This window comes from Clostridium sp. TW13, from assembly GCF_024345225.1.
GTDB classification, from domain to species: domain Bacteria; phylum Bacillota; class Clostridia; order Clostridiales; family Clostridiaceae; genus Inconstantimicrobium; species Inconstantimicrobium mannanitabidum.
This window is the reverse complement of the sequence record NZ_BROD01000001.1, coordinates 2,596,400-2,615,726: the sequence shown is the minus strand read 5'-3', so window position 1 is coordinate 2,615,726 and position 19,327 is coordinate 2,596,400. Positions and strand designations below refer to the sequence as shown.

At 31.0% G+C, this 19,327-nt stretch carries 15 protein-coding genes and 1 other annotated feature; of the genes, 14 read left to right on the top strand and 1 reads right to left on the bottom strand.

Going from position 1 to position 19,327, the window contains the following annotated elements; all coding sequences use genetic code 11:
- The first annotated feature begins 43 nt into the window (after positions 1-43).
- The 8 genes from pulA to OCU47_RS12570 all read left to right on the top strand — a co-directional run bounded on the left by pulA (position 44) and on the right by OCU47_RS12570 (position 9,932).
- Positions 44-2,020, top strand: a complete 1,977-nt coding sequence (pulA, locus tag OCU47_RS12605; protein ID WP_261828952.1) for a type I pullulanase — start codon at positions 44-46, stop codon at positions 2,018-2,020.
- A 133-nt stretch (positions 2,021-2,153) separates the two neighbouring features.
- Entirely contained in the window at positions 2,154-3,149 is a 996-nt protein-coding gene (locus OCU47_RS12600) for an ABC transporter ATP-binding protein (protein WP_261828951.1), read from the top strand.
- 3 nt (positions 3,150-3,152) lie between these two features.
- On the top strand, positions 3,153-3,974 hold the full coding sequence (locus OCU47_RS12595; RefSeq protein WP_261828950.1) for an ABC transporter permease: 822 nt from the start codon (positions 3,153-3,155) through the stop codon (positions 3,972-3,974).
- Between the two features lie 5 nt (positions 3,975-3,979).
- Positions 3,980-4,771, top strand: coding sequence for an ABC transporter permease (locus tag OCU47_RS12590; RefSeq protein ID WP_261828949.1), 792 nt, complete (start codon positions 3,980-3,982; stop codon positions 4,769-4,771).
- An 11-nt stretch (positions 4,772-4,782) separates the two neighbouring features.
- Complete coding sequence (locus tag OCU47_RS12585; protein WP_261828948.1) at positions 4,783-6,576, top strand: alpha-amylase family glycosyl hydrolase; 1,794 nt, start codon at positions 4,783-4,785, stop codon at positions 6,574-6,576.
- A 227-nt stretch (positions 6,577-6,803) separates the two neighbouring features.
- Positions 6,804-7,050: a binding site (T-box leader), on the top strand.
- Between the two features lie 154 nt (positions 7,051-7,204).
- On the top strand, positions 7,205-7,834 hold the full coding sequence (locus OCU47_RS12580) for a class I SAM-dependent methyltransferase (RefSeq protein WP_261828947.1): 630 nt from the start codon (positions 7,205-7,207) through the stop codon (positions 7,832-7,834).
- A gap of 29 nt (positions 7,835-7,863) precedes the next feature.
- Entirely contained in the window at positions 7,864-9,024 is a 1,161-nt protein-coding gene (locus OCU47_RS12575) for a trans-sulfuration enzyme family protein (protein ID WP_261828946.1), read from the top strand.
- Complete coding sequence (locus tag OCU47_RS12570; RefSeq protein WP_261828945.1) at positions 9,021-9,932, top strand: PLP-dependent cysteine synthase family protein; 912 nt, start codon at positions 9,021-9,023, stop codon at positions 9,930-9,932. The genes OCU47_RS12575 and OCU47_RS12570 overlap by 4 nt, the downstream gene beginning before the upstream one ends.
- A 138-nt stretch (positions 9,933-10,070) precedes the next feature.
- Here the strand turns inward: OCU47_RS12570 and alr are convergent, their stop codons facing one another.
- On the bottom strand, positions 10,071-11,234 hold the full coding sequence (alr, locus tag OCU47_RS12565) for an alanine racemase (RefSeq protein ID WP_261828944.1): 1,164 nt from the start codon (positions 11,232-11,234) through the stop codon (positions 10,071-10,073).
- Positions 11,235-11,454: 220 nt separating this feature from the next.
- Here alr and OCU47_RS12560 point away from each other — a divergent pair, with 220 nt between their 5' ends.
- The 6 genes from OCU47_RS12560 (at position 11,455) to OCU47_RS12535 (ending at position 19,184) form a co-directional block, all read left to right on the top strand.
- On the top strand, positions 11,455-12,765 hold the full coding sequence (locus OCU47_RS12560; RefSeq protein WP_261828943.1) for an ABC transporter substrate-binding protein: 1,311 nt from the start codon (positions 11,455-11,457) through the stop codon (positions 12,763-12,765).
- Complete coding sequence (locus OCU47_RS12555; RefSeq protein ID WP_261828942.1) at positions 12,762-14,555, top strand: sensor histidine kinase; 1,794 nt, start codon at positions 12,762-12,764, stop codon at positions 14,553-14,555. The genes OCU47_RS12560 and OCU47_RS12555 overlap by 4 nt, the downstream gene beginning before the upstream one ends.
- 2 nt (positions 14,556-14,557) lie before the next feature.
- On the top strand, positions 14,558-15,826 hold the full coding sequence (locus OCU47_RS12550) for a response regulator (protein ID WP_261828941.1): 1,269 nt from the start codon (positions 14,558-14,560) through the stop codon (positions 15,824-15,826).
- A 142-nt stretch (positions 15,827-15,968) separates the two neighbouring features.
- Positions 15,969-17,306 (top strand): ABC transporter substrate-binding protein, encoded by a 1,338-nt coding sequence (locus OCU47_RS12545; protein WP_261828940.1) that lies wholly within the window; start codon positions 15,969-15,971, stop codon positions 17,304-17,306.
- Positions 17,307-17,402: 96 nt separating this feature from the next.
- On the top strand, positions 17,403-18,296 hold the full coding sequence (locus tag OCU47_RS12540; RefSeq protein ID WP_261828939.1) for a carbohydrate ABC transporter permease: 894 nt from the start codon (positions 17,403-17,405) through the stop codon (positions 18,294-18,296).
- 12 nt (positions 18,297-18,308) lie between these two features.
- Positions 18,309-19,184 carry a carbohydrate ABC transporter permease gene (locus tag OCU47_RS12535; RefSeq protein ID WP_261828938.1) on the top strand — a complete coding sequence of 292 codons (876 nt, stop codon included), beginning with the start codon at positions 18,309-18,311 and terminating at the stop codon, positions 19,182-19,184.
- The last annotated feature ends 143 nt before the right edge of the window (positions 19,185-19,327 follow it).

The following is a 19,327-nucleotide window of genomic DNA, read 5'->3' as shown; positions in this document are numbered from 1 at the left end:
TAATTAGAATTTATATATTGAAATTTACGATGAGGTGATAACAATGATTTTAGAAGAGGTTATGAATGAAAAATACAATTATGATGGGGAGCTAGGTGCCATATACTCTAAGGAAAGAACTAAGTTTATTTTATGGACACCAGCAGCTGAAGAAGTAAGATTAATTATTTATAGTAAAGATGGAAGAGAGTATAATAGCACTCCAGGAAATATTGTAGCAATGGAAAGTAAGGATAACGGAACTTGGCAGACTGAGCTTATTGGTGATTTAGATGGAGTATTTTATAACTATATAGTTACTAATAATGGAATATCTAATGAAGTTATAGATCCTTATGCAAAGGCTGTAGGAGTTAATGGAGATAGAGGGATGGTAGTGGATTTAAGTTCTGCTAATCCTGAAGGCTTTGATAATGATATTAAGCCAGAATTTAAGGATGCCACTGACTCTATTTTATATGAAATGCACATTAGAGACTTTTCTATAAATCAGAACTCAGGAGTAGAAGAAAAATATAGAGGCAAATATAGTGGTGTATGGCAAAAGCATACTAAAATCCCTGGTACTGAAGAGAGTACTTGTCTGCAGCATGTCAAAGAACTTGGAGTAACACATGTGCATTTGTTGCCAACTTTTGATTATGCTTCTGTAGATGAATCAAAATTAGATGAACCTCAATTTAATTGGGGGTATGATCCTAAAAACTATAACGTACCAGAGGGATCTTATTCAATAAATCCATATGAAGGAAAGTTAAGAATAAATGAATTTAAGACTATGGTAAAAGAACTGCATAAGGAAGGAATCAGAGTTGTAATGGATATGGTTTATAATCATACCTTCAAATCTATAGATTCAAACTTCAATTTTATAGCTCCTGGCTACTATTACAGACAAGATTCTAATGGAAATTTATCAAATGGTTCTGCCTGTGGAAATGAATTGGCTTCTGAAAGATATATGGTAAGAAGATATATTGTAGATTCTGTAGTTTATTGGGCAAAAGAGTATCATGTTGATGGTTTTAGATTTGATTTAATGGCCTTGCATGATATTGAAACTATGAAGGAAATAAGAAGAAGGTTAGACGAAATTGATAAATCAATAATAATGTATGGGGAAGGATGGAATGGAGGAGAATCACCATTAAAATTTGAAGAAGCAGCTTTTAAGAAGAATACAGTTAAGTACGGTGATATGCAAATTGCGGCCTTTAGTGATGATGCAAGAGATGGAATAAAGGGAAATGTATTTTTTGCTGATGATAAGGGCTTTGTTAATGGGAAGAAAGGACTTGAGGAAGTAATAAAGTTTACTGTAACTGCTTCTACTAAACATGATGGTGTAGATTATAGTAAGTTAAATTATTCAGAGTTTCCTTGGGCCAATGAACCTTATCAAACAGTTAATTATGTTTCAGCTCATGATAATTTTACTTTATGGGATAAGCTACAAAATACAAATCCTGAAGCCTCAAAGGATGAGTTGATAAGGATGAACAAATTAGCTGCTGCAATAGTGCTCACTTCTCAAGGATTAGTATTTTTCCAAGCTGGAGAAGAATTTGCAAGGACAAAGGTTAATGCTGATGGAACATTAAATGAAAATAGTTATTGCTCACCAGATAGTGTGAATTATCTTGATTGGGATAGATGTCTTGAATATAAATCTCTTGTTGAGTATTATAAAGGCTTAATACGATTAAGAAAGAGTCATAAAGTATTTAGAATGAATAGCAGCAGTGAAATAAGGGAAAAGTTGATGTTTTTAAATAAAGGAGTACATTTTAATGAAGATGGAGTAGTGGGATTTGTTCTAAATGAAATTAACTGTAACAATAACTGCAATCAAATAGTTGTAATATATAATGCAAATGATGAATCTGTTGATGTGGATTTAAAAAGTAATGGATGGTCTTTATTAGTTAATGAAGATAAAGCAGGTAATGAAGAAATTCAATATATAGAACAAGATGTGATTAATGTAAAAAGGAAGAGTTGTTATGTATTAATCAAGTGAAAATTCATTCGGGTTGGGGTTGATCCCTATCTGAATCTTAGTTGAATTTACATACTCAAGGGGTGCCTAGGGCAGGAGTGAGCAGCTAAACATGAATGACTAGGATTGTTCTATCATTTAAGGGGGAATGAAATTGATAGAGGTTAAGAATCTTAAAAAAGAATTTAAGATGAGCAAGAAGTATCCAGGTTTCAAGGGGGCAATTAAATCATTTTTCTCAAGAGAATATACAGTAAAAGCTGCAGTAAATGATATAAGCTTTAATATTGCAGACGGAGAGGTGGTTGGTTATATAGGTGCTAATGGTGCTGGCAAATCAACCACAATTAAAATGATGACAGGTATATTAACGCCAACTAGCGGAACTGTGTTGGTAAATGGGGTAGTTCCTTATGAGCAAAGAGAAAAGAATGCTAAGGATATAGGGGTAGTATTTGGACAGAAAACTCAGTTGTGGTGGGACTTACCTATATCTGAGACCTTCTCTTTGCTAAAGGATATTTATGATGTAGGTGATAAAGAGTATAAGGAGAGAATGGAGTTTTTAAATGAAGTACTTGAATTAGATGAGTTCATGCTAAGGCCAGTTAGAACTTTATCTTTAGGCCAAAGAATGAGGGCGGATTTGGCAGCGGCTTTTATTCATAATCCTAAAATAATATATTTAGATGAACCTACTATAGGTTTAGATGTAGTGGTTAAAGAAAATGTAAGAAAAGCTATAAAATTAATCAATGAGCAATTTGGAACTACAATAATATTAACTACTCATGATTTGAATGATATTGAAGAGTTATGTAGCAGAATAATAATTATTGATTCAGGTAGCATTCTTTATGATGGAAGTCTTACTCAGATTAAAGAAAAGTATGGATACATGACCAATATTGAGGTTCAAATCAATAGAGTTGTAAAGTATGAAGAATTATGTTTTATTAAAGAACTTGATGAAAAAGATACAAGTATTACTATTTTAAATAATAAGATTTCTATTAATTTTAACAAAAACAACATAAGTATTGCAGATATATTGGGAAAACTTATGGCCAAATTTAATATAGTTGATTTCACTGTGCGTGAGACAAGCATCGAGGATATAGTAAAGAAGATTTACAGAAGTGAGGTGTAGATAATGAAAAAAATTATCAAGCAAGTAAAGACTTATCTACCTTTTGCAACTAATGTATTTCAAAAGAATTTATCCTATAAAGCAAATGTAATTATTTTTTTAATTGGAGAAGCTATGATGCTTGCAGTTAGTTATTATTTATGGAGAGCTATATATAGCAGTTCTCCAGATAAAATAATTAAGGGGTTCTCTTTAAATGAAATGATTATATATGTACTTGTTTCATTTCTTACAGCTTTAATTATAAGTGTTGATATAACTTATGATATATCAAATGAAGTTAAAGATGGCTCTATTGCAATAAACTTAATTAGACCTATAAGCTATGAGAAGAGAATGTTATTCCAAGCTTTTGGAAATGTAATGTATAATTTTTTGATCATATTTATACTCGCTTTTATAGCAATTAATATTTTGTTTTATAGCTACAACGGGAATATAAATATTGTAAATATACTTTTGTATTTTGTAAGCATAATATTGGGGTTACTAATAAATTTTTATTTTAGTTATTCTTTTGCTTTATTATCTTTCAAAATTACGAATATGTGGGGATTATCACAGATTGTAAAAGCTCTTATAGAACTTTTATCAGGAGCATTGATTCCAATAGTGTTTTTCCCAAAATCTGTGCAGATATTATTTAACTTTTTACCGTTTAGCTCGTCTATATATACTCCTACAATGATTTATTTAGGTAAGCTTACTGGAGTATCTCTCGTAAAAGCTATAGCGTTGCAATTAGCGTGGGTGCTTCTCTTAATGTTTATAGCAAGAACTATGTGGAATGCATTAATTAAGAAGCTTACCATCTTAGGAGGTTAGGAGCTATGAAGAAATATTTAAGAATATATGTAAAGTTTGTAGGACAATATGTGAAGTCATTAATTGAATATAAAGCAGATTTTATACTAGGATTAATAGGATTTGTTTTGGTGCAATTTACAGGAGTATTATTTATTCAATTGATATTCAATGCAATTCCTAACTTAAAAGGATGGAGCTTCTATGAGATTTTATTTATATACGGTTTTGCTCAGATACCAAGAGGGATAGATCATATATTTACAGATAATTTATGGATTTTGAGTGGAAGAATAGTGGTACAAGGACAATTTGACAGATATTTATTGAGACCTTTAAATCCACTATTTCAGTTATTAGCTGAAAGGTTTCAACCAGATGGATTTGGTGAATTAATAATAGGAATTATATTATTAGTAACTTCAGCTACAAAGTTGCATATTAGCTTTAGCTTCATTTCAGTATTATTACTGATATTTGCTGTGATTTGTGGGGCATTTATATATTCAGCCTTAAAGTTAGCAGTTTCAAGCATAGCATTTTGGATTAAGTTTGCTCAATCATATTTATTTATGACTTATCAACTAAGTGCGTTTGCTAAGTATCCTATAGGAATTTATCCCAAAGGAATAAGGTCATTATTGACCTTCGTTATTCCATTTGCTTTTACAGGATATTTTCCAGCAGCGTATTTTTTAGGAAAGGAAAACTTATTCAATGGTGTTATACTAACATTTTTAATAGCTATCATTGGAAGTATTATATCTTATATTATCTGGTTAAAGGGTATGAGTAGATATGAGAGTAGTGGAAGTTAGAGGGGGATATTATGAGGAAGATTAAAAAGAGATTAAGTATTTTATTATGTATACTTTTATGCGTGGTTTTTACAGCAGGTTGTTCTTCAGAAGAATATAAGAATGATACAAGCACTAAGGTGCCATTTTCATGGAGAAATGCAACAGTGTATTTTGCATTAACTGATAGATTTTTAGATGGAGATTCTAGCAATAATCATTCATATGGAAGAGAGCTTGATGCTAATGGCAAAGAGTATGCAAATTATAAACAACAGCCTGCTACTTTTCATGGTGGAGATATAAAAGGTTTAACTCAAAAGATAAAAGATGGATATTTTACAGACTTAGGTGTAAATGCAATTTGGATTACATCTCCTTTTGAACAGATTCATGGATGGATTGGAGGGGTTGGGTTTAGACATTATCCTTACCATGGCTATTATGCCTTAGACTATACTTCATTGGATGCTAACGTAGGAACCAAGGAACAGTTTAAAGAGTTTGTAGAAACAGCTCATAAAAATGGAATTAGAGTTGTACTAGATGTAGTACTTAATCATGCAGGATATGCAACTTTAAAAGATATGGACGAGTATGGTTTTGGAAAACTAAATGATGGATGGAAGGATTACTATTATGGAGATCCTAAAAGCGCTAAAGGTGAAAATGATGAGACATTTATTGATAAGAGCAGCAAAGAAGCTTGGGCAAAATGGTGGGGACCTCAATGGGTAAGATCATCTAAAGGTTATGCTGGATACACAGGAGAAGAAAGTGGGCCTGATCAAGAGATTTGCCTTTCAGGTTTGCCTGATTTTAAAACTGAAACAGAAAATGATCCAGGAATACCTGCACTATGGAAGACCAAATGGACAAAGGAAGGTAGATATGATCAAGAGGTAAACAAGCTAAAGAATTATTTTAGTACTTCAGGAAAGAAACCTACAGTTTCTAATTACTTAGTTAAGGAAGTGTCAGATTGGGTAAGAGAGTACGGTATTGATGGATTTAGATGTGATACAGCAAAACATGTAAATTTAGAGACATGGAAAGCTTTAAAAGAAGCGTCAACTGAAGCCTTAAGAGATTGGAAAAAAGCAAATCCAGATAAAAAGGTTGATGATTCGGAATTTTGGATGACTGGAGAGGTTTGGGACCATGGAGTTCAGAAGGATGCATACTTTGATAATGGATTTGATTCTTTGATTAATTTCCAATTCCAAAAGGCGTTAGTGGATATTAAGGATATTGATGGTATTTATAGTGACTATGCTGATAAGATAAATTCAGACACAAGTTTTGATATGCTTAGTTATATATCTTCACATGATACTACATTATATAACAGAGAAGATTTGATTAATGGTGGAACAGGTTTATTATTGGTACCAGGAGCAGCTCAAATTTTTTACGGTGATGAAACTGCAAGGCCTTTAGCGTTTGAGGATTGTGCTTATGAAGATCAAAAGCTTAGAGGGGATATGAACTGGAACTCTATAAATAAAACAGTATTATCACATTGGCAGAAACTTGGCAGATTTAGAAGAGCTCATTTAGCTGTTGGAGCAGGTGAGCATGCAAAGATTAGTGATTCACCATATACTTTCAGTAGAATTTATAAACAGGGTAATATTGAAGATAAGGTGGTATGTGTAATAGGAGCTAATTCGAAAGAAAAAACTGAGATTAATGTTTCAACTGTGTTTAAAGATGGAACTAAGGTAAGAGATGCATATACAGGTAAAACAGCTAAAGTTAAGAATGGAAAGGTTAAATTTACGTCAGATAAAAATGGAGTAATACTTGTAGAAGAAGAAAAATAAGGTGTCTAAAAATAAGTAACGAGTAGATGAGCCTATTTATTTTTGTAAGATGCTCAAATATATAAAAGTCAAGCTTATATAGAATGCTTTAGATTTATATTTAAATCTAAGGTATTCTATTTTTTCTAAAAGTTACCTCATATAATTTTTGAAAAAACCTTTGACAAATTTCAAGAGAATGAATACAATATAAATATATCATAGTAAACATATAGGAATTACAGTGATTAAATGCAATGATAAGAAATAGTAACATGATGGATACTATAAGAGAGGAATCCTCTAGGCTGAAAAGGATTCTTAGTGAAAGTTATGCGAATGCCTCTTTGAGCTCTGCTTCGAAACTATAGTAGATGGCAGCGGGAACTCCCGTTAAAGAGTTAAGGTATGGAAGTACTGAATAAATGAGATATTGCTTAATTATGTTGGGCAATAAATTAGAGTGGAACCGCAGAATATACCCCTGCCTCTATAGTTATATAGAGGCAGGGGTTTTTTATTCTTTAGGAAATTATAAGTTTTGGGTTTGAAAAGTTTTTAAGGAATCTAAAAATGGAATAGTATATAAAGCTATGTGTTTTCAGATCCTTAAACAGAAAAAGAAAAATAAAATTAGGAGATGGTAAAAATGAGTTCAAAACAATACTTTGATAATATTGCTACTAGTTGGAATGGAATGAGAAGTGAATACTTTCAAGATGAATTAAGTGAAAAACTTATTGAAAATATAAATCCTGAAAGTAGGATTTTAGCTGATCTAGGTTGTGGCACAGGATTTATTTCCTTAAAACTGGCTCAAAAAAATCCAGATATAGTTTTTGCTGTTGATCAATCTTCAAATATGTTAAAGGAACTAAGAAAGGCAAGTACAAAATTAGAATTAAATAATTTGTATCCAATAAGATCAACTCTTACAGATTTAGCTTTATTTGATGAATCTGTAGATGCAATAACTATTAACATGGCACTCCATCATGTGATTGAGGCAAACAAAGCAATTAAGGAAATGTATAGAGTTCTTAAGAGTTCTGGAAAAGTTATAATATCAGATGTGTATAAACATGATGGGCAATGGGCAAAGGAAGAAATGTTTGATGAATGGTTAGGATTTAAAGAAGAGCAAATTGAATTTTGGTTAGAAGATGCTGGATTTCAAGACATTAATATTATAGATACAGGATTAAAAGCAAAAGGTCATTCTAGTAAGGGTGAATATACTGAAACGGGAATTTTTATAGCTACAGCAGTAAAAATATAATAAATATAGGTAAAAATGGAGGAAGGAAAATGAAAATAGAATCGTTATTAATTCACGGTGGAGTAGATGGAGATGAAAGAACAGGAGCAGTCAATATACCAATATATCAAACGTCTACCTATAAGCAACCAGAGTTTGGAGTAAATAAAGGTTATGAATATTCAAGAACAGGAAATCCAACAAGAGAAGCTTTGGAAATACTTATAGCAGAGTTAGAAGGTGGAATTGGAGGTCTTGCATTTGCTAGTGGTATGGCAGCAACTACAGCAGTACTGTCATTATTTAAAAGTGGAGACACTATTATAATTCCAGATAATTTGTATGGTGGTAATTTTAGAGTATTGGATAAGGTGTTTAGTAACTTTAATATAGGATATAAAATTGTAAACACAACAAATATAGAGGAGATAGTAGAAGTATTAGAAAATTCAAAAGAGAAGGGTGATATAAAAGGTATTTTCATAGAGAGTCCAACCAATCCACTTATGGATATTACTGATATTGAGCTAGTTTCTAAAATAGCAAAGAAGTATGGAGTTTTAACCATAGTAGATAATACGTTTATGACGCCATATCTTCAAAAACCATTAGAGTTAGGGGTGGATATAGTTGTTCACAGTGCCACAAAATATCTAGGCGGTCACAGTGACTTGGTTGCAGGTTTAGTTGCGGTTAAAGAAAAATCACTTTGGGATAAACTTCATTTTATACAGAATTCCACAGGCGGAGTTTTAGCACCTTTTGATGCATTTTTATTAATCAGAGGAATTAAGACACTTGGAGTTAGAATGGATAGACATGAACAAAATGCAAATGAGGTAGTTAAGTATCTAAAGAATAATGAATATGTGGAAAAAATATATTATCCCGGGTTAGAAGATAGTAAGGGATATGAAATACAAAAGAAGCAGGCAAGAGGATTTGGTGGTGTTTTATCCTTTGTTTTAAATGAGAGAATAGATTATAAAAAATTCCTAGGAAGTTTAAGTATAATCACTTTTGGAGAAAGCTTAGGAGGAGTAGAATCATTGATCTGTCATCCAGCTTCAATGACTCACGGAGCAATTCCATATGAAATAAGACAAAAGGTAGGAATAGTGGACAACTTGGTACGATTATCTGTAGGACTTGAAAATATAGAAGATTTAATCAAAGATATTGAAAATGCTTTGGAGGAAAGTAAGAAATGAAATATATAAATGATATACGTGAGCTTATAGGAAATACTCCATTAATAAAATTGAATAATATAGGAGTGAAAGAAGGGGTCAACGTATTTGCTAAGCTTGAATGTTTTAACCCGGGAGGAAGTGTTAAAGATAGAATTGGAGTTTCAATGATTGAAGGCGCTGAAAAGAAAGGAAAATTGAAGAAAGCTTATACAATAATTGAAGCAACAGCAGGCAATACAGGATTAGGGATTGCCATGGCTGCTATAAATAAAGGTTATAATGTTATATTTGTAGTTCCTACTAAGTTTTCTATGGAGAAACAAAAGTTAATGAAGGCTTTAGGGGCAACAATAATAAACACACCTAGAGAAGAAGGAATGTTAGGGGCTGTAAAAGTCACTGAAGAATTGCTAAAGACTGTTGAGAATAGCATAAGCTTAGAGCAATTTCAGAACTTAGATAATCCAAGAGTTCATTATGAGCAGACAGGACCAGAAATATATGAAGCTTTGGAGGGGCAAATTGATTATTTTGTAGCTGGTGCAGGTAGTGGGGGAACTTATACTGGAATAGCAAAATATTTAAAAGAAAGAAACAGTAATATAAGAGGAATTTTAGCTGATCCAGCTGGCTCTACCATGGGGGGAGGAGTAGCAGGCTGCTACAATATAGAAGGCATAGGCAATGATTTTATACCAACAACTATGGATATGAATTTAGTTGATGAGGTTATAAAGGTTGATGATGAGGGGGCTTTTAAAAATATAAGACTTTTGGCATCAAAAGAGGGGTTAATTGTAGGTTCATCTTCAGGAGCTGCATTACAAGCTGTATTAAAACTAGCTGAGAGAATAGATAATGGCAATATAGTAACTGTATTTCCAGACAGGGGAGATAGGTATATAAGTAAGGGAATATTTGATTAAAGTTAAAACCATCTAAATGGAAGTATTGATTTAGATGGTTTTCTTTTTTGTGTTCAGTATCTAGTTAAAAAAATAGAAACAGTAGACAGTTTTATGTAAAAACAAATCTGTCTACTGTATAGAAAAATCAAGATAACGTTATTTAACAATAGTGCTAATTTTGTTATTTTTTATATAAACTCTAGCAGTTCTTCTTCCTATAAGGCAAAGAGGTTCATAATTTATTGTGTTAGTTATCTTGGCAAAATCATCTGCGTCAAACTTTACATCTTTATCTCTACCTAAGATAATAACCTCATCATTTAAATTAACCCCATCTATATCAGTTACATCAACCATACATTGATCCATGCACACATTTCCTACTATTGGAGCAAGCTTACCGTGAATAATTACGTAACCCTTGTTTGATAAAGCTCTTGGATAACCATCTCCATAGCCTACTGGAATGGTAGCTATAATACTTTGTTTTTTTGTTTGAAAGTTTTTGCCGTAGCCTACGAAGTTATTTTCTTCAAGGGTTTTAAGATGTACAATTTTAGTTTTCCAAGTAAGAACAGGTTTAAGCTTTAAGTTTTCTTTCTCTACTTCCTCTGAAGGATAGTATCCATATTGAATTATTCCAGGTCTTACATTATCAAAGCAAGTCTTAGGTAAGTCTATAATTGCAGCACTGTTGGCAATGTTTTTTTCACCTAAAGAACAATTAAGTTCTTTTAGTCTATCTTGGAACCAATTATATATATCTAGTTGATATTCAGAATAAGTTTTATCTTTATAATCAGCTGTAGAAAAGTGAGAGAATGTACTGCAGATATTTAAATTACTCATAGAACATATTGAAGAAATTTCTTCTACACTTTCTTCACTTTTTCTAAATCCAATTCTTCCCATGCCAGTATCTAAAGCTATGTGTATGTTACAGATTTTATTTAATTCCTTAGCTCTATTATTTAGTTTAAAGGCAAAATCATATGAAGAAATTGTGGGCTCTATATTATATTTCAATAAAGAGTCTATAGTTGAATCTAAGCTAATTCCTAATAATAATATTTCACAATCTATGTTGCTTTCTCTAAGTTCTATAGCTTCAACAATATTGGCTACAGCTAATTTTGTTACTCCATTTTCTAAAAGAGTTTTGGAAATTTCAACAGCCCCATGACCATAAGCATTGGCCTTTACTACTCCAATAACTTGACTTGGAGCAACTCTGTCTTTTATTTCATTTATATTAAAAGCAAAATTATCTAAATTAATTTCAGCCCAAAGTGGGTGTAAAAGATCTAAATTTTTATTCATCTAAGTTTATCCTCTTTTCTATTTAAGTTTAGCTTGATTATAGCAAAATAGCTAAGGTTTTATAAGTACCACTAAAGTTATTTTTTCTATTAAGAGTGGATATGTATATATACATTGTTAAAAATTACAAAAAAGTTGTTTTATTTTGAAATAAATTATAGTATAATTAGGTAAAAGGAAATAAATTCAAATGTAAACGTTGTGTGCGAGAGGCGATTTCATGAGCAGAAAGGTAACATTAAGCAAAATTATATTAAGTGTAATATTAACTATTATTTTTCTTATTATTATATTGAAGTTAACAGTTGTAAATACGTCAAAGGAAAATGTAAATTCTGAAAAACCAATTACTGAAATAACTTTGGTTACTAGTTGGGGAGGCATGGATACACACTCTTTCCAACTAGAAAAAATAATTTCTGACTTTGAAAGTAAATACAAAGATATAAAGATAATAAATAAATCAAGGGAAAATGATAACTTTTTGTTTGCGCTAAAAACAGATTTTGCACAAGGAAATGATCCAGATGTATTTGGTCTTTGGCCAGGCACTGATATTGTTAAATTGATAAATGCAGATAAAGTTGTAGATTTAACTGATGTATTAAGTAAAGATAAGACTTGGAAGAATAGCTTTGGAGAGAATGGTTTGAAATATAATATCTATGATAATAAAATATATGGACTTCCAGTGGAAGTAATATATGAAGGGCTATTTGTGAATAAGGATATTTTTGATAGTTACAAGATTAAAATTCCTGAAACATATGAGGAATTGAAAACTGCTGTGAAAAAATTAAAGGAAAATGGTATTATTCCTATAGCTTACAATAGTAGCCCTGAAGGAAGCTACTTATACCAAAACATTATTATGAAGCTTGGGGGGGAAGAATCAGTAAAGAATCCTTTTAAAGGGGATAAAATTGATTCTGTATATATTGATGCAATGAAATATATGAAGGAATTATATGATTTAGGAGCATTCCCAACTAATGCATTTTTGTTAGATGATAAAGGGAGAAATAATTTATTTCTTAATAAAAAAGCAGCAATGATAGTTCAGGGATCTTGGTTTATAGGTGAAGGAGCAGTTTCAGCAAACGATAGGAGTGTAGATTTGGTGCCTTTTCCTAATTTTAAAGATGGAAAGGCAGCAAAGAAATCAATAATCTATGGTATAGGTAATGGAAATTTTCATATAAGCAAAAAAGCTTTTGACGATTCTCAAAAAAGAGAGGCTTCAATTAAATTTTTAAAATATTTAACCTCAATAGATGTAGTCAAGCAATTAAGAGATTCTTCAGGCAGTATATGTAATATAAAAGGGCTTGAAAGAGGTGAAAATGGTACATTAATAATGAAGGGATATTCTTTAGTGGATAATGCAGAACAGTTAATAGGTCCTCCAGATAGTTATTTTGAGAGAACACCTTGGGAAAATGTAGTTGTAAATAAGTTTCCTAATGTGTTAGAAGGAAAAATAACCCCTGAGGAAGTATTTGACAAGAAGAATATGGAATTGTGTAAATGATGAAAAATATTTTATTTAAAAAAGCTATTAATAATTATAGGAATTTATCTATAAAAAGAAAGTTATTATTACTTTTTTATATTCAAATTATTATCCCAATAGCTTTTATTGGGTATATATTTTATGGACAAACTTCTGTAGTAATAAAAAATAAATCCTTTAATTATTCACAAGATATTTTGAAGATGATAGACATGAGAGTGGAAAATTTTGTTGATGACATGGATTCAGTAACTTTACAGCTGCTTTATGACAATAACATATATAATTTCTTAGATAAAGATAATCCTAAAGACCCATTAGAGCAATACAATAATTCTACGTATATTAGGTCTCGTTTTAGGGATACAGTTTTGTCTAGGGAGGGGATAGAAGGAATTTATATTTTAAATACTAAACAAGATTCAGTCTATTTTGATAACAACAGAAAAGGATATTTTAATCCTAGAGACAGCTTACCATATGACTATTTAAATTCTAGAGCAGAAACAGCAAATGGTGGAATTAAGTGGATTACATATAAGATAAAGGATAATCCACAGCAACTGTATGCTGCTAGAGTTATATATAGTAGAGAGGATTTTAGACCTATAGGTCTTATGGTGATTTTGTTTAAAAATGACTATATAGAATCAATATATAAAGGCCTATCCTCAGAAACTCAAAATAACATTATTATATTATCTGAAGATAATGAAGTAATAGTTGATAGCAAAAATCATAATAAAAAAATTATTGGAACATTAGAAAATGTAGGTCAACAGAAAGAAAACTACTTTATAGATAAGGATACAAATTCCTTAGTATCGTATGTATTTGTAGAAAAGCCTAAATGGAAGATAGTATATTCAATTGGCCTAAATGTGTTGTATAAGGATATAGATGAATTACGAATCAGCACAATATTTATGGTTTTGATTTCTATAGTTATATTATCAACTATAAGTCGATATACTGCTAGTGACATTACAAAGCCTATAGATAAATTAGTAGAAGGAATGAAGAATTTAGAAAGTAATGGTACTCATTCGGAAATTGAAGTTAAAAGAAATGACGAGATTGGTTATTTAACTAAAACTTTTAATAATATGTCTTATAACATTGATTATTTACTTAATGTAAATTATAAAGAAAAGTTAACAAGAAAAGAAGCCCAATTGAAAGCACTTCAAGCACAGATAAATCCACATTTCATTTTTAATACATTGGAAAATATTAATTGGGTAGCACAACTAAATGGAGTAGATGAAATAAGTACCACAGTAACGGCATTGGCTAATATAATGGAGGCTAGCATAGGAAGAGGACATAAGCTTATACCGTTAAAGGAAGAATTAACGTATGTGGACAGTTATATAGATATATTTAAAGCAAGGTTTGTAGATAAAGTAAGTATTGAGGAGAATATAGATGCGGAAACATTAGAGGTATATATTCCAAGACTGTTAATAGAACCAATAGTTGAGAATGCGTTGAACCATGGAATTGAAAGGGTAATAAGAAAAGGAAAATTGATAATTACTGCGTATATTGATAAAGAGGATTTAGTGGTTGAGGTATATGATAATGGAGTTGGGATGACTGAACAAGAATTAGAGGAGCTAAATGAAAAAATACATTGCAATGAAGATACTGGAAGATATGGAGATAGTATAGGACTTACTAATGTAGATAAAAGAATAAAACTTTTCTATGGTGAAAGATACGGCTTAGAAATAGAAAGTAAATATGATGTTTTTACTAAAGTAAAAGTTAGAATAGCGAAGGAAAGCCATAGTTTGGAGGTATGAGAATGTATAAAATATTAATTGTTGATGATGAAGCAATTATAAGAAAAGGACTCAAAACCATAGTAGACTGGGACAAGTTACAATGCAATGTTTGTGGAGAAGCTTGTGATGGAATTGAAGCTATAGAAATGGTTAAAACTTATATGCCAGATATGATTATTATTGATATAAGGATGCCAGGAATGAATGGGATTGATGCAATAAAATACATTAAAGATATAGATAAGAAATGCAAAATAATCATATTGTCAGGCTATAGAGATTTTGAATATATGCAAAGTGCCATTAAGCTTGGAGCATTTGATTATATTTTAAAGCCATCAAAAGTTGTGGATATTGTAAATGTGGTGCAAAGAGCTATTAATCAAATTGAAGAAGAAAAGAAAAAAGAAAATGAAGTGGATACATTGAGGAAAAATGCCGAAGATTCAACAGTAGCGTTAAGACAAAAATTATTGTATGATTTATTGCTTAATGCTACTTCACAAACAGGCAGTATTGCAGACGAACTCAAACTTTGTAATTTAAATATAGAGAATTATAGAGTTGTGGCAATTGAAATTAGCAATCTTGATAATGAATGTACCAGCTTTAGATTGCAAGGAATAAGTGATTTGTTTTATGACACATTTAAAAAACATTGCGATGTGTTTTCAGTTAAAATATCATATAACAAATTTGTCTACATTATAAGTAGCAGTGATAAAGATATATTGATGCAGGAAACAGAAGGAAAGTTGAATGAATTGATCAAAAGTATAAATGAATATTATAACTTTAAGATATCAGCTGGAATCAGTGATCATGGACAAGACTTATTTAGGTTGAGTGTATATTTTAAGCAAGCTGTAAAATATTTAGGACCTAAATCTGAATATAATCAGTGTTTAGACATTAATAAAGATGAAATATCAGAAAAAAGAGAAACACCAGACAAAGCTATATTTATGCCTTTGGTAATAAAGAATACAGTAGATTATTTGAACAAGAATTATAAAAATAATATTACACTTAATGAAATGGCTGAATATAATAACATTAGTTCTTTTTATCTAAGTAGATTGTTTGCTAAAGAGACTGGAAAAAATTTTGTGGATTACTTAAATGAAATTAGAATTGAAAAGGCGAAAGCTTTATTGAAAGAAAATAACTACAAATATTATGAGATAGCAGATATGGTGGGAATTAAGGATGCTCATTACTTTTCTAAGATATTCAAGAAATATACAGGGTTAACCCCTTCTGATTATAAGAATACTTATGTCCAATAAGTGAAAAATTTTGCTCTGCAAAGTTTTTCACTTTTTTTGTTCAATATAATACCCTAAAAAGCAAATCTATCCATTTAAAACCAGAAAACGTTTTAATATAATAAGGTCATAAAGAAAAAACAATTATACAAGGAGGATTTTTATGAAGGGGTTAAAAAAGGTTATTTGTTTAATTGCTACTCTAGCAGTAGTAACAGGAGCATTTGCTGGATGTGGATCCGCAGATGAAAAGAAAAATGATGGACAGGCAACAAATTTCACTGAAAAGAAGCCTGAGGATTATAAGGGAGAGATTACTTTCTGGCATTTTAATAAGGATGAAAGTCCTGCAATAGTAGCAGCGTTCACAAAAAAATATCCTAATGTAAAAGTAAATTTACAAGTAATACCTGATAAGGATCAAGCATATCAAAATAAAATTACACAAACATTAGCAAATGGTGGAGATATGCCAGATGTATTCTGTGGAGAGTCCGCTGTAGTTAAGAGATTTGTAAACTTAGAAGGTGCATTTGCAGATTTATCTCAAGCACCATTTAATGCAGATGAAATCGCTAAGAAAATGGTTCCTGCAACTGTAGATATTGGACGTGATGATAGTGGAAAGATAAGAGCATTAACTTATCAAGTAACACCAGGTGGTATAGGATACAAGAGAGAAATTGCAAAACAATATTTTGGAACTGATGATCCAGATAAGATTTCAGAAATGATGTCTACACCTGAAAAACTTTTAGAAATGGCAAAAACTCTTAAAGACAAGAGTGCTGGTAAAGTTAAGTTCTTTGCAAGTAGACAAGAACTTGAAAAAATATACTTTGGAGCAAGAACAGATGGATGGGTTAAGGATGGAAAATTAACTGTTGATCCAATGATAGACAAGTATGTTGATATGGCAAAGACTTATAGATCAGAAGGATTAGAAACAGGTCAAGAACAATGGGCTCAACCATGGTCAGCAGGAATAGCAGGAAATGACGCTTTTGCTTATGCAATTCCAACTTGGGGAATCGCTAATATAGTTGAATGTAATGATGCTAAGAGAAAAGATAAGGGTCTATGGGGAATTGCTAAATCTCCTATATCATATTGCTGGGGTGGAACTTGGTTAGGTGTATACAGCAAGAGTAAAAACAAAGAATTAGCATGGTTATTTGTAAAGTTCATGACAGCTGATAAAGATCAAATGAAACAATGGAGTAAAGACAGAGGCGACTTCATGAACAATGTTGATCTTATTAATGAGTTAGCAACTAGTGGTGATGTTAATAAGACATTCAATCAAAATCCATATGCAGTATTCAAACCATCTCTAGATACAATCAATGGTAAGTTATTCACTCAATATGATGATAGAATTACAGCTGCTTTTGATGATAATATGGCAAGTTTCTTAGCTGGTAAGATATCTAAAGATGATATGTATAAGAAATTCAAGGAAAAAGTTAAATCAGATTTCCCAGATCTTAAGGTAGAGTAGAAAAAATGAGAAGTTTATGGGGCATAGGCCCCATACCTTCTCAAATTTTTTAAAAGCGACTTCAAGGGAAAATAAGGATGTTAGGGGGAAAGATGTGTGAAAAAGAGTAAAATTAATAAAGGAAAATGGGGATATCTATTTATAGCACCTTATTTTATTACTTTCTTTATTTTTGGAGTGTTCCCAATATTATATACTTTTTATTTAAGTTTTACTAAATATAAAGGTACAGGAACTCCGAAGTTTGTAGGACTTCAAAATTACACAAGATTATTTGAAGATAAGTTCTTCTTTGCAAGTATTGGTAACACACTTTATATGTGGTTACTATGTATAATACCACAAATGCTTTGTGCACTAATTTTAGCGGTTGTGTTAATACAATCAAAATTGAAAGGAAAAGGCTTCTTTAGAGCTATTTTCTATTTACCTAACTTGGTAACAATGTCTTCAGTAGCAGTGCTTTTCACATTTATTATGGACTGGCAATGCGGAGCTTTAAATAAGATATTAGTAGGTCTTCATTTAATTAGTTCAAATGTCAACTGGCTTCAAAGTACAACTGCAACACCTGTGATAGTAGCATTCATAAATTGGTGGATGTGGTTTGGATATAGTATGATTATATTTATGGCAGGTATACAAGCTATATCTCAAGATGTTATAGAAGCAGCAGTAGTTGATGGAGCAAATAGTAGGCAAATGCTTACTAATATAACTTTACCATTAATTAGGCCAACGGTTTTATATAATATAATTACTTCACTTATTGGTGGTATGATTATGTTTGATGTACCATTCGTATTAACCAATGGTGACGGATCACCACAAGGTTCTATATTGACAATGGTTATGTACTTATATAATACAGCATTTAGAAATTACAATTATGGATATGGTGCAACTATAGGAACAGGATTATTTGTTATTATTACAATTATGGTTGTTATCGTCTATAAGTTTATTAATAGAAAACAGGAAAGTGAGTAGGAGGTACGAAATATGGGAGAAAAGAATACAGCTTTAAACATTAATACTACTAGAGCTACTACTCATAAGAAATTCAGTATAAAGACTCTAATTGCATACATTGTTTTAATATTATTAGCAATTGTTTGTTTTACACCTTTCTATATTATGATAATAAATTGTACTAGGAGTAATCAGGATGTAGCATCTACTTTATCATTCCTTCCAGGAACAGAGTTTTTTAATAACTATAATAGGTTAGGTGGCAGAGTTAATATCTGGGTAGGATTTAAGAATAGTTTATTTATTTCAACTGCAACTACAATTGTAGCAGCATATTTTGGAGCTTTAACTGCATATGGTTTTTCAAAATATAGATTTAAAGGTGACAAGGTATTATTTGCATTAGTATTAGGTGCATTAATGATTCCACCACAATTAGGTATGCTTGGATTTGTCAAGGTTTGCAAAACTTTACATTTAATGAATTCACAATGGGCACTTATTATTCCAGCAATAGCAACTGCTAATATAGTGTTCTTTATTAAACAGTATATAGCATCTACCGTTCCTGATGCCTTAATTGAAGCAGCAAGAATAGATGGATGTGGAGAATTTAAAATATTTAATAAAATAGTGTTGCCAATTATAACACCAGCAGTAGCAACTATGTCTATATTTACGTTTATAGGAAGTTGGAACACTTATTTGATACCATTAATTGTTTTAAATGATGAAAGTAAATTTACAGTACCAATAATGACAGCTTTGGCAAAGGGAACATATCAAACTGACTTTGGAGCAATAAATGTTTGCGTTGCTCTATCAATGGTACCAATAATGATAGTGTTCTTATTCTGTTCAAAGTATATCATTGGAGGATTAACAATAGGTTCAGTAAAAGAATAATAGTTAACTAAAACAAGTATAAGATCTTTTTTGAGATCATCCCCTCTATACTTAGTTTTTATAAAAATGCTGCTTTAAATTAAGGTGGCATTTTTTTTTATTCTATACAAAAGGTGAGAGTTTGTGAATTTTTTTATAGGATA

Coding starts and splice junctions, on each gene's coding strand:
- pulA (WP_261828952.1), top strand. CDS start 44: ATGATTTTAGAAGAGGTTATGAATGAAAAATACAATTATGATGGGGAG.
- OCU47_RS12595 (WP_261828950.1), top strand. CDS start 3,153: ATGAAAAAAATTATCAAGCAAGTAAAGACTTATCTACCTTTTGCAACT.
- OCU47_RS12590 (WP_261828949.1), top strand. CDS start 3,980: ATGAAGAAATATTTAAGAATATATGTAAAGTTTGTAGGACAATATGTG.
- OCU47_RS12585 (WP_261828948.1), top strand. CDS start 4,783: ATGAGGAAGATTAAAAAGAGATTAAGTATTTTATTATGTATACTTTTA.
- OCU47_RS12580 (WP_261828947.1), top strand. CDS start 7,205: ATGAGTTCAAAACAATACTTTGATAATATTGCTACTAGTTGGAATGGA.
- OCU47_RS12575 (WP_261828946.1), top strand. CDS start 7,864: ATGAAAATAGAATCGTTATTAATTCACGGTGGAGTAGATGGAGATGAA.
- OCU47_RS12570 (WP_261828945.1), top strand. CDS start 9,021: ATGAAATATATAAATGATATACGTGAGCTTATAGGAAATACTCCATTA.
- alr (WP_261828944.1), bottom strand. CDS start 11,234: ATGAATAAAAATTTAGATCTTTTACACCCACTTTGGGCTGAAATTAAT.
- OCU47_RS12560 (WP_261828943.1), top strand. CDS start 11,455: ATGAGCAGAAAGGTAACATTAAGCAAAATTATATTAAGTGTAATATTA.
- OCU47_RS12555 (WP_261828942.1), top strand. CDS start 12,762: ATGATGAAAAATATTTTATTTAAAAAAGCTATTAATAATTATAGGAAT.
- OCU47_RS12550 (WP_261828941.1), top strand. CDS start 14,558: ATGTATAAAATATTAATTGTTGATGATGAAGCAATTATAAGAAAAGGA.
- OCU47_RS12545 (WP_261828940.1), top strand. CDS start 15,969: ATGAAGGGGTTAAAAAAGGTTATTTGTTTAATTGCTACTCTAGCAGTA.
- OCU47_RS12535 (WP_261828938.1), top strand. CDS start 18,309: ATGGGAGAAAAGAATACAGCTTTAAACATTAATACTACTAGAGCTACT.